This is a genomic window from Streptosporangium sp. NPDC002607, assembly GCF_053592655.1.
On record NZ_JBSFWD010000043.1, the window covers coordinates 35,694 to 50,132 of the forward strand.

Consider the following 14,439-nt stretch of genomic DNA (forward strand, 5'->3'; position numbering starts at 1 on the left):
CCCGGCCAGGGGAGACGGCCCTGCTCTCCTGGCCGGGGCGGCAGGTCTGACGTTCCAGACGGCCGTTCCGCGCGACCGTATCGGGCAGAATGGCCATATTTAGCGATCTACATTGTAAAGGCGCTGCTCAAGGTTAAATAACCAAAAACCTGACAAACCATCGACCGGCACGACAGTACGGAGCGAGAGCTCAGACCCGGCGCGCGTGCTGGATGACGGCCACGGGCGCGTGGGCGTGGGGGAGAAGGGCGTGCACCGTCGATCCGAGGAGCCACGCGGAGCCGGGGGCGCCCACGACGACCAGTTCGGCGGAGGCCGAGGCGTCGATGAGTGCTCTGGTCGGGTGTTCGTGTACCACCTGCTCGACGATGGGCACGTCGGGGAACCTCTCCCGCCAGCCACCGATGGACTCGGCCAGCAGGCGCGCCTCTTCCTGACCGACACCTTCGAGGTCGAAGACGAGCGGTTGCATGTCGCCGGGTGCCCTGACGGCCGGATGGATCCAGGCGTGCACCATCCGCAGGGGGAGGCCGCGCAGCATGGCCTCGTGGAAGGCGAACTCCAGGATGTGTTCCTGGCCGGGGCGTCCGGTGACGCCGACGGCGATCTCGGTGCCGTGCTCGGTGCGGGGTTGGCCCACGACCACCACCGGGCAGGGGGATCGATCGGCGAGGGCGCGACTGACCGAGCCCAGCAGCAGCCCGGCGAATCCGCCGCGGCCCCGGCTGCCGACAACGATCATCTGTGCGGTTTCGGCCGCGGCGATGATCGCCTCTGCGGTGGCGCCATCGGCGATCTCGGTGCTGACCGTCACGGTGGGGGCGGTGGCGAGGGCCCGCTCGGAGGCATGGCGCAGTAGCCTCCGGGAGGCGGACTCCGCCGCGGGTCCCCAGTGGGCGGGCTGCGGGACGAGGGGGACGTCGTAGGCCCAGCGGAGGGTGACGTGTACCAGGTGCAGGGGCGCGTTTCTCAGGGTGGCCTCTCGTGCGGCCCAGGTCACGGCTTGGAGTGAGGAGTCCGAGCCGTCGACGCCGACGATGACGGGTTCTGCCATGAGCACCACCTTGGGACGGAAGCCGGGTCGCGCCCGTATGGAGGCTATGTACCCGCCTTGGAACCGTGTCTCCGCTGGCCCGATGCTTTTCGATCTTGAAGCGGGGTGCCCGGTGGGGGAGCGCACGTCCCGTGCCGGGGTGCGAGACTTCGCAGTATGGGGGAGTTCGAACCCGGCGCGTTGGTACCGCACATGCGGCTGGACGAGCTGCTGTCGGAGCTGAGGGTGCGTCTGGAGGCGGTGCTTGCCACCCGTGACCGGGTGCACGCGCTGCTGGACGCGGTCGTCTCGGTGGGCGGTGAGCTTGATCTGGAGACCGTGCTGCGCCGGATCGTGGAGACCGCGATCTCCCTTGTCGACGCCACCTACGGCGCTCTGGGGCTGATCGGTGAGGAGAACACACTCGTTCAGTTCGTCCCGGTGGGGTTGAGCGAGGAGGAGATCGCGGGCATCGAGCACTGGCCGCACGGCCTTGGCCTGATCGGCCTGCTGATCAAGCAACCGCAGTCGCTGAGGCTGGCTCGCATCTGTGATCATCCGGAGTCGTACGGCTTTCCGCCCGGCCATCCGCCGATGGGGTCGTTTCTGGGGGTGCCGATCCGGGTGCGTGAGGAGGTTTTCGGAAATCTTTACCTCACGGAGAAGCGTGGGGGAGGGGAGTTCGACGACGAGGACGAGGCGATCGTGACCGCGCTGGCCACCGCCGCCGGTGTCGCGATCGAGAACGCCCGGCTGTATGAGGAGAGCCGGCGGCGGGAGATGTGGCTGCAGGCCTCGGCGGAGGTCACCACCAGTCTGCTGTCGGGGGCGGAGCCGGGAGAGGTGCTCACGTTGATCGCGCGGCGAGCGCGGCAGATGGCCGGTGCCGATCTCGTCGCGGTCCTGTTGCCCGAGGAGGGCGGGCAGGTCCTGCGAGCGGTTGTCGCCGACGGGCCGGGTGGTGAGCAGGCGGTTCATGCGGAGACGTCTGTCGCCGACTCTCTTGCCGGTCTGGCCTTCACCAGCGGTGAGCCGCTTATGGTCACCGATTCGGCCGAGGCGGAGATTCTGACCGTGATCACCGGCCGTGTCTTGCCGGGTACGGTGGCCGCGGTGCCGATCGGCGCGGCGGGAGGGGTGCGGGGTGTGCTGCTGCTGGGTAAGCATCCGGGGTGTGTCCCGTTCAGCCAGGCGGAGTTGCGCACCCTGCACTCCTTCGCCGGGCAGGCCGCGGTCGCCCTGGAGTTGGCGGAGAGGCGGGTGGACGCCGAGCGGCTGAGCCTGCTGGAGGATCGTGACCGGATCGCCAAGGATCTGCATGATGTGGTGATTCAGCGGTTGTTCGCCGTCGCCATGACGCTGATGGGCACCGCGCGGTTCGTGGAGCGGTCTGAGGCCTCTGAGCGGTTGCGTAACGCGATCGACGAGTTGGACAGGACCATCCGGCAGATCCGCTCGACGATCTTCGCCCTGCAGGCTCCTCTTCAGGAAGGCGGTCGTGGTCTGCGCACGCAGATCGTGGAACTGGTCGAGGGCGCGCGGGCCCATCTGGGTTTCATGCCGGGCCTGATGATGGAGGGGCCGCTGGATGGCGGCGTGCCGGAGCGGGTCGCGGAGCACCTGCTGGCCGCTCTGCGGGAGGCTCTGTCCAACATCGTGCGGCATGCCAGGGCCTCCAGGGCCGAGGTGACCGTTGAGATCGAAGGCGATCGGCTCGTTCTCACCGTGGTGGACGACGGGGCCGGGGTGCCCGGGGGGTGCAGGCGCAGTGGGTTGCGTAATCTCAAGGAGCGGGCCGAACGGCTTGGCGGGTCCTTCTCGGTTGAGTCCTCTCCGGAGGCGGGGACCCGCCTGATCTGGAGCGCGTCCCTCACCTAGCCGAAGGTCCGCTCATTCGGGGTGGTTGGTCTTCAGCCGTGTCACCAGGGCGGCGGCCTGGGTGCGGCGTTGCATGTTCAGTTTGGACAGCAGGTTGGAGACGTAGTTCTTGACTGTTTTCTCGGCGAGGTACATTCGCTCGCCGATCTGCCGGTTGGTCAGGCCTTCGCCGATCAGTTCCAGGATGTGGCGTTCCTGGTCCGACAGGGCGGCCAGGGGGTCTTTCTTGACGGCCTGGTCGCGTAGTCGCGCCAGCATGGCGGAGGTCGTCTGCGGATCCAGCATCGATTCGCCGCCCGCCACCGTGCGTACCGCGCCGACCAGGTCCGAGCCGTGGATCTGTTTGAGCACGTAGCCGGAGGCGCCCGCCATCACGGCGTTGAACAGGGCTTCGTCGTCGGCGAAGGAGGTCAGCATCAGGCAGGCCAGTCCCGGCATTTTGGAGCGGACCTCACGGCACACGTCCACCCCGTTGCCGTCGGGCAGGCGCACGTCCAGAACCGCGACGTCCGGTTGTAGTGCTGGAATGCGGGCCACCGCCGACTCGGCGGTTCCCGCTTCGCCGATCACCTCGATGTCGCCTTCGGATTCCAGCAGTGCGGCCACGCCGCGCCGTACCACTTCGTGATCGTCGACCAGGAACACGCGAATCATGTCCTGAGGTTATCCTTCCCGGAGTGCCGGCGGTAAGGACGAGGGTCCCTGCCGTCGTGCGGTGAGCGGTCCCGATGTCTTCGGCGCCGAGCCGGCGGCGAGGGCCGGTGATCAGGTTTTTGCCTCGAACAGGCAGGCCGCCCCGGCCATCGCTCCCAGGTGGATTCCTTCGGAGGTGGTTCCCGCCTGGAGGTTTCGCACGTCATTGTTCAGCGCCTCCGTCAGGAAGGGGTGTGAGGCGCCGGGGCACAGGCGGGCCAGTACTCCGGCGTGGACGACGGCGCTCAGCGTCGAGCCGTGGCAGGTGCGGGCCAGGTAGTAGTCCACGGTGTTCTTGGCCATTGCGGCGTTCCATTCGTAGCCAAGGCCGGTCAGGATCTCGTCGAGCCCTTCCTCGCCGAGCAGATGGAAGAGCATGAGCACGTCGGCCTGTTTGGAGGCCTTGTACCGGTTCGGCGTGTCGCCTTCGGCTTCGAGGATGCGGTCCAGCCGCCGGATGTCTCCGTACTCCTTCCGGTAGGCGGCCCAGTCCAGCTCCTCCAGGCCCGCGTATCCCTCGAACTGGCTGATCACCCCTTCGTGGAAGTCCACCCGTATTCGCCGGGTCAGGGCGGTGAACAGTTCGATCTCCTGTTGGCCGACCCCCTCGGGGCCGACCAGGCCGATCATGTCCAGGACCCGGCGCATCAGCCAGGCGGTCATGACGTTGGTGTAGGCGTTGTTGTCCAGTCCGGGTTCGGCCCGGTCGGGGTAGCCGTCGTGATACTCGTCCGGGCCCATCACGCCGCGGATCGCGTAGCGCCCCTTCTCGCAGGTCGCGAGTGAGGCGAAGAAGCGGGCCACCTCCAGCAGCAACTCGCCGCCGAAACCGGCCAGGAAGGCGGTGTCCTTCGTCGCCTGGTAGTGCTGCCACACGTTGAAGGCGACGGCCAGGCCGACGTGGCGCTGCAGGTGTGAGCGGTCGGGGAGCCAGCGGCCGGAGCGGGGATTGAAGTGCAGGCGTGGTGTCTCCTCCCGGCCGTCGCTTCCGCTCTGCCAGGGGAACATCGCTCCGGCGTATCCGGCGGCATGGGCGGCCCAGCGTGCCTCGGGCAGGCGGCGCCACCGGTACCTGAGCAGTGCCCGGGTGATCTCGGGCAGGCGTGGGGCGAGGAAGGGGATGACGAACAGGTCGTCCCAGAACACGTGGCCCCGGTAGGCCTCGCCGTGCAGGCCCCGGGCGGGTAGGCCGGTGTCGAGTTCCGCGATGTGCGGGGAGGCCGTCTGCAGCAGGTGGAAGACGTACAGGTTGAGGATCTGCTGCACCTCGGTGTCCTGGGCGGTGACGTGTGCCCGCTGCCACAACCGGTCCCAGGCCCGGGCGTGCCGTTTGAGGAGGGTGGAGAAGCAGCCCGCGCGTACGACGGCGCTTCTCGCGGCGGCCTCGCTCTCGGCGATCGCCCTGTCGCGGGAGGTGTAGAGGGCCACGATCTTCTCCACGGTGACCTCGTCGCCGGCTTTCACCTCGACGGTGCGGTCGTCGCCGACCCAGCCCTCCTCGACGCCGGCGTGACAGCGCCCGTCGGCCAGTGTGGTGCGGGCGGCGAGTGCGATCTCCACGCGGGAGGTGGCGGTGCGGGTCAGTAGTTCGATCACGCCGTGGGCGGCGTGCCCGCAGATCGGAACGAGATGCCGGCCGTCCAGCTCGCGGTAGCGGGCGACTCCGGCGTTGGTGACGCGCCCGTCCAGGGCCGAGCGGATCTCCAGCGATCCGTTCCAGTTCTCCGGAACGATCGTCATCGTGAGGGCGGCCAGGTGTGGGTCGTCCATCGAGACCAGGCGGTGCTGTTCCACTCGGGTGATCCGGCCTTGGGAGTCGCGTATCCGCAGGAATCGGGTGAGAGTTCCCTGGCGCATGTCGAGCGTGTGGCGGTGGGCCAGGATCTCGGCGTTGCCGGGAGCGAACCAGTCGCCGCCTTCGGCGCGAAAGGTCAGGGACAGCCAGTTCGGCACGTTGACGAGGTCCTCGTTCTCCACCGGGTGTCCCGCGATCTGGGAGACGAGCCGGTCGTAGCAGCCGGCGACGTAGGTGCCGGGATAGTGCACCCCGTCGGCGTGTGACTCCGGCGCGGCGCCCCGGGTGGCGAAGTAGCCGTTGCCGAGCGTCGTCAGCGCCTCTCGCAGCCCCTCCTGGGTGGGGTCGAAGCCGTCATAGATGAGGAGCCAGGGGTTCACGTCTTCTCCCGTGAAGTTGTGGTTGTGCCAGATCGGTGACGAGGCCGACGCCGGTGATGGGAGCGGAGGCGAAGTGGCTTGCCCTGACTGCCGGGAGAGTCATGGGTACTCCCTTCCGTCTGCACGGTACGGCACTTTTCACGGCGGTTTTAGGGCTGATCGGCCCTATGGCGCAGGGACCTTCGTCGGAAGGTCGGGCATTGTGCACGGGAGGGGACAAAGGTCCCCCTGCCCAGGGACGATCGCCCCTGTGGGGGAGCGCCGGTGCCGCGATCCGATGGGCTGCGGGGGAAGTGATGACCGAATCGATCGCTGTCGGAACGGATGGCTCGGCCGCCGCCACCGCGGCCCTGGAGTGGGCGGTCGACGACGCCGTCCGCCGGGGGGTGTCCCTGCGGATCGTTCACGTCATGGACCGCTGGCCGCACGATCTTGTTGGGTTTCCCGCACCGGGCCGGCCCGGCCGGCTGGCGTGCTTCGGCGAGCAGGTGCTCACCGAAGCGGCCAAGGCGGCGATGGAGCGGAGGCCGGATGTCCGGGTGACCACCGAGCTGATCGAGGGAACGCCGTCCGACGTTCTGTGCGGGCAGGCGGAAACGGCGGTCGAACTGGTGGTCGGCAACCGCGGCCTGGGCGGTTTCGCCGGATCGCCGCTCGGCTCGGTTCCCATCCGGATGGCGGGCCACGTACGCGGCGCGGTGGTGGTCGTCAGGCATGGCTGTGCCGAGGCGTACGGCGAGGTGGTCGTGGGTGTCGACGGTTCCGCCGAGTGCGAACCCGCTCTCGGGTTCGCCTTCGAGCAGGCCGCCTTACGCGGATGTGGGTTGCGCGCGGTCTACGCCTGGCAGACGCCGCTTCATGCGTTCTCGCCGGAGGCGGGCGGGGACAGCGAAGAGATCCGGTGCGCACAGCGCCGGGTGGCCGAGGAGCGGCTGGCCGGCTGGCGGGAGCGGTTTCCCGCGGTCGAGGTCGTCTCGGAGGTGACGCGTGCGCGCCCGGTGCCGGCACTGCTGGCCGCCTCGACGCGGGCGGACCTGCTCGTGGTGGGTTCTCGCGGCCTCGGCGCCGTCGGCTCGGTCCTTCTGGGATCGGTCAGCCGTGAGGTTCTCCACCATGCTCGCTGCCCCGTCGCGGTCGTCAGATCAACCAGGCCCACCGGTCGGGGGCCGCGCGCCCCATCTGGGTGACCGGAGGCCACGAGGGTAGGAGAGCTGCATCGGCTTCTGCCGCGGGGGCGGCCGGAGGTTCGAAGGGGGAACAATATGATCCTGGTGGGAGTCGACGGTTCACAGGCCGCGCTTGAGGCCGTGAGCTGGGCCGTGCGGGAGGCCGGGCTACACGACACCGAGTTGCGCGTCGTGCACGTCATGGTGGCCTGGCCGTTGGAGATGACCGAGGACGCTCCGTACGCCGACGTGGGCCGATGGATGCGCGACGGGGCCACGTCCATGCTGACGGACGCGCTGAACCGGGCCCGCAAGGAGGACAACCGGGTCAAGGTGGAGTCGTCGCTGTTGCCCGGCGATCCCAGGGACGTCCTGATCAAGGCCGCGCGGGACGCCGACCTCCTGGTGGTCGGCAGTCACGGCCGGGATGGTTTCTCCGGCATGCTGCTGGGGTCGGTCGCGCTGGGCGTGGCCGGGCATGCCCCTTGCCCGGTCGCCGTCATACGGACGACGCCCGCGCGGTCGGGCGGTGAGGTGGTCGTCGGAGTCGACGGCTCCGTGGCAGGCGTGTCGGCCATCGAGTTCGCCTTCGCCGAGGCGTCCCTGCGCGGTGCCGACCTGCGGGCGGTGCACGCCTGGAACCAGCCCGTCATCGGTGGGGGGCCGTTCGCCCTGGCGTCCGCCGAGGAGACGGCCGAGGGTGAGCGGCGGCTGCTGGCCGAGGCGCTGGCCGGCTGGGGTGAGCGCTATCCGGATGTCACGGTCACCGAGCAGGTGGAGCAGGGGCATCCGGTGGATGTGCTGAAGAACGCCTCGGCACAGGCCGATCTGCTGGTCGTGGGGTCACGTGGCCGCGGGGACCTCGCGGGGCTGCTGCTGGGCTCGGTCAGTCACTCGCTGCTGCAGCACGCCGTCTGCCCGCTGGTCGTGACACCCCGGCACACCTGACCGGACGGCCGGAGAGGGCGACATCCGCTTACCGGCGGCGAGAGACGAAGGGGTGGATCATGAAAGCGCTGGTCTATCGGGGTCCCGGCAGGAGATCGTGGCAGGAGGTCCCCGAGCCGGAGATCCAGGCGCCCACGGACGCGGTGGTCCGCGTCGACGCGGTGACGATCTGCGGCACCGACCTGCACATCCTCAAAGGGGACGTGCCGGCCGTCGAGCCGGGCCGGATCCTGGGACACGAGGCGGTCGGCACGGTCACCGAGGTCGGCGCCGGGGTCGCGCTGAAGCCAGGCGACCGCGTCCTGGTCTCGTGCGTCTCGGCGTGCGGGCGCTGCCGCTACTGCCGTACGGGCTCCTACGGGCAGTGTCTGGGCGGCGGCGGCTGGATCCTGGGCCACCACATCGACGGGACGCAGGCCGAGTTCGTACGCGTTCCCTTCGCCGACACCTCGACCCATCTCGTGCCCGAGGGGATCGGCGACGAGGCCGTGCTCATGCTGGCCGACATCCTGCCCACCTCCTACGAGGTCGGTGTGCTCAACGGCAGGGTCGCCCCCGGCGACACGGTGGTCGTCGTGGGCGCGGGCCCGATCGGCCTGGCCGCGATCACCACCGCCCGGCTCTACAGCCCCAGCCGCATCATCGCCGTCGACCTGGCCGAGGCCAGGCTGGAGGCGGCCACCCGCTTCGGCGCCGACGTGGTGATCGGCGCGGGCGGTGATCCCGCCGAGGAGGTGGCCGAGCTGACCGCCGGCCTGGGCGCCGACGTCGCCATCGAGGCCGTCGGCGTGCCGGAAACCTTCGAGCTCTGCGCCCGCCTGGTCAGGCCGGGTGGCCACGTCGCCAACGTCGGCGTGCACGGCAGGCCCGTCACCTTGCATCTTGAGGAGTTGTGGGCACGCGACCTCACCTTCACCACCGGCCTGGTCGACACCTACTCCACGCCGACGCTGCTGAGCATGCTCGAGGCGGGCCTGCTGGACGGCGGCCGGTTCGTCACCCACCGCTTCGCGCTGCACGACATGGAGAAGGCCTACGAGGTGTTCTCCCACCCGCAGGAGACCGGGGCACTCAAGGTGGTGCTCACCCGCGGCTGACCCGCTCGGCGGACGTCACCGGCGCCGGGAGACGGGGTTTCCTGTCGCGTGTCCTCGACGCCACAGCGCCGTCCGGTTCCGCCGCGGGTGACGAAAGGCCCTGCCGTCACGCGGGCCGGAAGGGACTTCCGGCCCTGGGCGCGGCAGGTTTGGCGAAGGTCAGATGGGAATAAGGAGGACCCATGTCTAATCTGATCATTGTTGGAGCCGACGGCTCCGGTAACGCGACCGCCGCCATCGAGTGGGCGGCCGACGACGCCGCCCGGATGGGCCTGCCGCTGCGCATCGTCACCGCCGTGCAGCGCTGGCCGAACGACATCCCCAAGTTTCCCGCCCCCGAATGGGAGGACGCGGTGACCGAGTCCTCCCGGAAGGTGCTGGCCGCCGCGGAGGAGACGGCCCGCTCCCGGCAGCCCGGCATCGAGGTGACCACCACGCTGATCGAGGGACCGCCGTCGCTGGTCCTGCGCGAGCAGGGCAAGGACGCCACGGAGGTCGTCGTCGGCACCAGGGGGCTCGGCGGGTTCGCCGGAGCCGTGATCGGCTCGGTCAGCATCCACGTCGCCGGTCACGTGCACTGCCCGGTCGTCGTCGTCCGTCCCGGCCGGGACGGGGCACACGGCGAGATCACGGTCGGCCTCGACGACTCCGACGCCTGTGAGCCCGCCCTCGCCTACGCCTTCGAGCAGGCCAGGCTGCGCGGCAGCACCCTGCGCGCCCTCTACGCCTGGCAGGTGCCGGTGCACATCTACGCCCCGGAGATCGTCTATGACATGGACGAGTTCCGCGCCGCCCATGACAAGGTCATGACGGACCGGCTCGCCGGGTGGCGGGAGAGGTACCCCGAGGTGAAGGTGATCGAGGACGTGCGCCGCGCCCACGCGGTCGAGGCTCTCAGTGACGCCTCCGACACCTGCGACCTGCTCGTCGTCGGTTCCCACGGCCGCGGTGCCCTCGGCTCGCTGTTCCTGGGCTCGGTCAGCCGGGGTGTCCTGCACCACGCCCGCTGCTCCGTCGCCGTCGTCAGGTCTTAGCAGGGTCCTGGCAGGGTCCTGGCGGGACCCTGCCAGGGTTCGACGAGGGCGAGAGGCCGAAGGTCCCATGAACGCGATGACCTTCGCAGCCCGGGCGCGAGCCGTACGGCACTGCGCGGCGGCCCCGGAAAACGATGTGATGAAGACACAACAGAGACCGCGAAACACTACCGAAAGGGGCCGTCATGGCCACCACGCACGGTCGGGACGTTCCCTCCAAGCAGTCCGCCACGAACGTCACCTCTCCGGCGGCGACGCGTCCGGTCGACTACGTCTGGGCGATCGCGCGCATCTCGATCGGATGGATCTTCCTGTGGGCGTTCCTCGACAAGACCTTCGGCTGGGGGTTCGCCACCCCCGCCGACCGCGCCTGGATCGCCGGTGGCAGCCCCACGACCGGGTTCCTCAAGGGCACCGGTGAGAACGCCCTCGGCGGCCTCTTCTCCGGCCTGGCCGGTCAGGCCTGGGTCGACTGGCTGTTCATGCTCGGCCTGCTCGGGGTCGGCGTCGCCCTCATCCTGGGGGCCGGCATGCGGATCGCCGCCGTCGCCGGGGGCCTGATGCTGATCCTGATGTGGGCCGCCGAGCTGCCCCTGGCCACCAACCCGTTCATGGACGACCACATCGTCTACATCGTCGTGCTCGCCGGGCTGGCGATGGCGGGCGCCGGTGACACCCTCGGCATCGGCAGGTGGTGGAGCAACACCTCCCTGGTGCGGAACTACCCCGTCCTGCGGTAACCGGGCCACCGAGACGCCCACCCCGTGATCGGGGTGGGCGTTTTGCCGTCTTGGTGCGAGACTCCCGGACATGGCAGACACCGACTCCCACCCCCTGCTTCCGAACATGCGGCTGGATGAACTGCTGTCGGAGCTGCAGCTCCGGCTCGAAGCGGTCCTCGCCACCCGCGACCGCGTACACGCCCTGCTCGAGGCGGTCGTGGCGGTCGGCAGCGACCTCGACCTGGAGACGGTGCTGCGCCGCATCGTCGAGACCGCGACCAGGCTGGTGGACGCCGGTTTCGGGGCGATGGGCGTGGTCGGCCAGGAGAACACGCTGGTGCAGTTCATCCCGGTCGGGCTCAGCGAGGAGGAGATCGCCAGGGTCGAGCACTGGCCGCACGGCCTCGGCCTGCTCGGTTTGCTGATCAAGGAGCCGCGACCGCTGCGCCTGACGCGCATCTCCGACCATCCCGAGTCCTACGGCTTTCCCCCGGGCCATCCCCCCATGGGCTCCTTCCTCGGGGTGCCGGTCCGGGTGCGCGACGAGGTGTTCGGCAACCTCTACCTCACCGAGAAGCGCGGCGGCGGCGAGTTCGACGAGGAGGACCAGGCGATCGTCGTCGCGCTGGCCACCGCGGCCGGTGTGGCGATCGAGAACGCCCGCCTGTTCGAGGAGACCCGCCGCAGGGAGACGTGGCTGGCCGCGTCCTCGGAGATCACCACCAGCCTGCTGTCCGGCGCGGACCCCCAGGAGGTCCTCACCCTGATGGCCAGGCGCGCCCGTCAGATGACCGGCGCGGACGTCGTGGCGATCCTGCTGCCGGAGGCGGGCGGGCAACTGCTACGGGTGGCGATCGCCGACGGCGAGAACGCCGGGCAACTGGAGCAGGTGGAGATCCAGGTCGCCGGCTCCCTGGCCGGACGGGCCTTCGCCGGTGGCGAGCCCCTCATGGTCAACGATCTGGACGAGGCCGGACTGCGGAGCGTGTTCTCCGATCATCTGCCGATGGGCCCGGTGGGGGCCGTCCCGCTGGGTGCGGCGGGTGTCGCGCGCGGCGTGCTGTCACTCGGCAAGCGCTCGGGCCGCACCCCGTTCGTCCGGTCGGAGCTGCGTACCCTGCACGCCTTCGCCGCCCAGGCGGCGGTGGCGCTGGAGCTGGCCGAGAGCCGCAAGGACGCCGAACGGCTGGGCCTGCTCGAAGACCGCGACCGCATCGCCAAGGATCTGCACGACGTGGTCATCCAGCGGCTGTTCGCCGTCGCCATGACGCTGATGAGCACGGTCCGGCTGGTCGAGAGACCGGAGGCCTCCGGCCGCCTGAAGGGCGCCATCGACGAGCTCGACGAGACCATCCGCCAGATCCGCTCCACCATCTTCGCCCTTCAGACGCCCAGCGGGGACGGCGCCCCCAGCCTGCGCGCCCGCATCGTCGAGATGGTGGAAGGCGCCCGTGGTCATCTGGGCTTCATGCCCGGCCTGCGGATGGACGGGCAGCTTGACAACCGCGTGCCGCCCGAGGTCGCCGACCATCTGCTGGCGGTGCTGCGCGAGGCCCTGTCCAACGCGGTACGGCACGCCAGGGCCGGGCGGATCGACGTCTCCGTCGAGGCGCTGGACGACCGGCTCACCCTCGTCGTGCGGGACGACGGCGTCGGGCTGGCCGGCGACGGCAGGCGCAGCGGCCTGCGCAACCTGCAGGAGCGGGCGGCCCTGCTCGGCGGCTCCTTCGAGATCGTCTCGCCGGAGACCGGGGGCACCAGCCTGACCTGGAGCGTACCGCTCTAGTCGCGCGCCACGGCGCCCTGGGCCCCGTCCTGCGGTCCTTCGGCTCGCGCCTGCGGGAAAGCCGCCGCGGCCGGTCAGAACCAAGGGCGCGGTCAGCCTGAAGGTCGAAGCCTGGGACGCCGAGGGCAACCGCCTCAAGCAGACCGGCGCCCGACTGTTCAACCTGCGCTGAACCGTCCGCTGATCGAAGAGTCTGCCGGGTGGTAGTCGCCGGTCAAAGCCCTCTGCGCGCCGCGAAAGGGCGGATATCGCTACGCTTACCAGAAGTTTTGTCTGTAGCAGACACTCTGGAGAAGCCCATGTCTCTTGCCGGAGCCTCGGAGCGGGCGGATGTCGCGCTCGCCCGCCGTCAATCGCTGGCCGACCTGCTTCGCCGGTCCGCCCGGCGTCATCCCCACCGGCTCGCCGTGTCGGACGGCGTGAGCAGCCGTACCTACGCCCAGCTCGACGAGGACGCCGGCAGGATCGCCAACGCGCTCCTGGAAAGAGGGGTGGGCCCCGGCGACCGGGTGGCGGTGCTCTCGCGCAACAGCGTCGCGTACGTCCAGACGATCTTCGCCGTCGCCCGGGCGGGTGCCGTACTGGTGCCGATCAACTTCATGCTCAGGGGCGAGGAGGTCGGATATGTCGTCGGCCACTCCTCCGCCGTCGCCCTGATCGCGCAGGATGAGCTCCTCCCGGTCGCCGAAGAGGCGATCAAGGCGACGGACCGCCTGCGGACACGGATCGTGTACGGCGAGGCGACCGGAGCCTGGGAGCCGTTCTCGGCCCTGCTGGACCACCGGGACTCCCGCGAGCCCGCGGTGCCCATCGCGCCGGACGACCCGGCCCAGATCCTCTACACCTCGGGCACCGAGTCGCGCCCCAAGGGCGCGGTGCTGTCCCATGCCGCGCTGATCGCCCAGTACGGCAGCTGCGTCATCGACGGCGGAATGGACCGCGACGACGTCGAACTGCACTCGATGCCGCTGTTCCACTGCGCGCAGCAGCACTGCTTCCTGGTGCCCGACATCCAGCTCGGAGCCTCCAGCGTCATCCTGCCCGGACCCGACCCGGCCACGGTGCTCGCCGCGATCGAGAGCCACCGGGTGACCAAGTTCTTCGCGCCGCCCACGGTCTGGATCGCCCTGCTGCGCCACCCGGACTTCGACAGGCGCGACCTCTCCTCGCTGCGCAAGGGCTACTACGGAGCGGCGATCATGCCCGTGGAGGTGCTCAGGGAGATCGGCGAGCGGCTGCCCGGCGTGCGCCTGTGGAACTTCTACGGCCAGACGGAGATGGCGCCCGTCGCCGTCATGCTCCAGCCCGAGGACCAGATCCGCAAGGCCGGATCCGCCGGTCAGGCCGCCCTGAACGTGGAGACCCGTGTCGTGGACGCCGAGGGCAGGGACGTGCCCGCCGGCGAGATCGGGGAGATCGTCCACCGAAGCCCGCACGCCATCCTCGAATACCTCGACGACCCGGAGAAGACCGCCGAGGCGTTCCGCGGCGGCTGGTTCCACTCCGGCGATCTGGGGACCATGGACGAGGAGGGCTACCTCACGGTCGTCGACCGGATCAAGGACATGATCAAGACCGGCGGGGAGAACGTCGCCAGCCGCGAGGTCGAAGAGACGATCTACGAACACCCCGCCGTCGCCGAGGTGGCGGTCGTCGGGGTCAGGCATCCGAGCTGGATCGAGGCGGTCGTCGCGATCGTGGTGGCCAAGGCCGGTGCGGCCGTCACCGAGGAGGAGCTGCGGGCGCACGCCCGTGAGCGGCTGGCGCCGTTCAAGGTTCCCAAGGCGTTCGCGTTCGTCGACGCGCTCCCGAAGAACCCGAGCGGCAAGATCCTCAAGCGTGAACTCCGGGAGCGGCACGGTGAGCTCGCGGACCGGATCGCCGACGCGGGCGCCAGACGCTGAGAC

At 69.9% G+C, this 14,439-nt stretch carries 11 protein-coding genes; 8 read left to right on the forward strand and 3 right to left on the reverse strand.

Going from position 1 to position 14,439, the window contains the following annotated elements; translation table 11 throughout:
- Positions 1 to 190: 190 nt before the first annotated feature.
- Complete coding sequence (locus tag ACWD3H_RS35655; RefSeq protein WP_451958141.1) at positions 191 to 1,054, reverse strand: universal stress protein; 864 nt, start codon at positions 1,052 to 1,054, stop codon at positions 191 to 193.
- 156 nt (positions 1,055 to 1,210) lie between these two features.
- Here ACWD3H_RS35655 and ACWD3H_RS35660 point away from each other — a divergent pair, with 156 nt between their 5' ends.
- Entirely contained in the window at positions 1,211 to 2,911 is a 1,701-nt protein-coding gene (locus ACWD3H_RS35660; protein WP_355559502.1) for a sensor histidine kinase, read from the forward strand.
- 12 nt (positions 2,912 to 2,923) lie between these two features.
- On the opposite strand, the gene ACWD3H_RS35665 is transcribed toward ACWD3H_RS35660, so the two are convergent.
- Complete coding sequence (locus tag ACWD3H_RS35665; protein ID WP_355559500.1) at positions 2,924 to 3,565, reverse strand: response regulator transcription factor; 642 nt, start codon at positions 3,563 to 3,565, stop codon at positions 2,924 to 2,926.
- A 111-nt stretch (positions 3,566 to 3,676) separates the two neighbouring features.
- Entirely contained in the window at positions 3,677 to 5,779 is a 2,103-nt protein-coding gene (locus tag ACWD3H_RS35670) for a glycoside hydrolase family 65 protein (protein ID WP_451958142.1), read from the reverse strand.
- Between the two features lie 296 nt (positions 5,780 to 6,075).
- On the opposite strand from ACWD3H_RS35670, the gene ACWD3H_RS35675 reads away from it, so the two are divergent.
- The 7 genes from ACWD3H_RS35675 (at position 6,076) to ACWD3H_RS35705 (ending at position 14,436) form a co-directional block, all read left to right on the forward strand.
- A complete protein-coding gene (locus tag ACWD3H_RS35675) occupies positions 6,076 to 6,966 on the forward strand; it encodes a universal stress protein (RefSeq protein ID WP_451958143.1) in 891 nt (296 codons plus the stop codon).
- A gap of 75 nt (positions 6,967 to 7,041) precedes the next feature.
- Entirely contained in the window at positions 7,042 to 7,893 is an 852-nt protein-coding gene (locus ACWD3H_RS35680) for a universal stress protein (RefSeq protein WP_451958144.1), read from the forward strand.
- Positions 7,894 to 7,952: 59 nt separating this feature from the next.
- Positions 7,953 to 8,990, forward strand: coding sequence for a zinc-dependent alcohol dehydrogenase family protein (locus tag ACWD3H_RS35685; RefSeq protein ID WP_451958145.1), 1,038 nt, complete (start codon positions 7,953 to 7,955; stop codon positions 8,988 to 8,990).
- A 182-nt stretch (positions 8,991 to 9,172) separates the two neighbouring features.
- Complete coding sequence (locus ACWD3H_RS35690; protein ID WP_355559485.1) at positions 9,173 to 10,024, forward strand: universal stress protein; 852 nt, start codon at positions 9,173 to 9,175, stop codon at positions 10,022 to 10,024.
- Between the two features lie 185 nt (positions 10,025 to 10,209).
- On the forward strand, positions 10,210 to 10,764 hold the full coding sequence (locus ACWD3H_RS35695; RefSeq protein WP_451958146.1) for a hypothetical protein: 555 nt from the start codon (positions 10,210 to 10,212) through the stop codon (positions 10,762 to 10,764).
- 70 nt (positions 10,765 to 10,834) lie between these two features.
- Positions 10,835 to 12,532: a GAF domain-containing protein gene (locus tag ACWD3H_RS35700; protein WP_451958147.1), complete on the forward strand. Its 1,698-nt coding sequence runs from the start codon at positions 10,835 to 10,837 to the stop codon at positions 12,530 to 12,532.
- A 299-nt stretch (positions 12,533 to 12,831) separates the two neighbouring features.
- Complete coding sequence (locus ACWD3H_RS35705) at positions 12,832 to 14,436, forward strand: fatty acyl-CoA synthetase (protein WP_451958148.1); 1,605 nt, start codon at positions 12,832 to 12,834, stop codon at positions 14,434 to 14,436.
- Positions 14,437 to 14,439: the final 3 nt, after the last annotated feature.

Excerpts from the sequence above, each read along its gene's own strand:
- ACWD3H_RS35695 (WP_451958146.1), top strand. The coding sequence starts at position 10,210 with ATGGCCACCACGCACGGTCGGGACGTTCCCTCCAAGCAGTCCGCCACG.
- ACWD3H_RS35685 (WP_451958145.1), top strand. The coding sequence starts at position 7,953 with ATGAAAGCGCTGGTCTATCGGGGTCCCGGCAGGAGATCGTGGCAGGAG.
- ACWD3H_RS35655 (WP_451958141.1), bottom strand. The coding sequence starts at position 1,054 with ATGGCAGAACCCGTCATCGTCGGCGTCGACGGCTCGGACTCCTCACTC.
- ACWD3H_RS35705 (WP_451958148.1), top strand. The coding sequence starts at position 12,832 with ATGTCTCTTGCCGGAGCCTCGGAGCGGGCGGATGTCGCGCTCGCCCGC.
- ACWD3H_RS35690 (WP_355559485.1), top strand. The coding sequence starts at position 9,173 with ATGTCTAATCTGATCATTGTTGGAGCCGACGGCTCCGGTAACGCGACC.
- ACWD3H_RS35660 (WP_355559502.1), top strand. The coding sequence starts at position 1,211 with ATGGGGGAGTTCGAACCCGGCGCGTTGGTACCGCACATGCGGCTGGAC.
- ACWD3H_RS35665 (WP_355559500.1), bottom strand. The coding sequence starts at position 3,565 with ATGATTCGCGTGTTCCTGGTCGACGATCACGAAGTGGTACGGCGCGGC.
- ACWD3H_RS35680 (WP_451958144.1), top strand. The coding sequence starts at position 7,042 with ATGATCCTGGTGGGAGTCGACGGTTCACAGGCCGCGCTTGAGGCCGTG.
- ACWD3H_RS35700 (WP_451958147.1), top strand. The coding sequence starts at position 10,835 with ATGGCAGACACCGACTCCCACCCCCTGCTTCCGAACATGCGGCTGGAT.
- ACWD3H_RS35675 (WP_451958143.1), top strand. The coding sequence starts at position 6,076 with ATGACCGAATCGATCGCTGTCGGAACGGATGGCTCGGCCGCCGCCACC.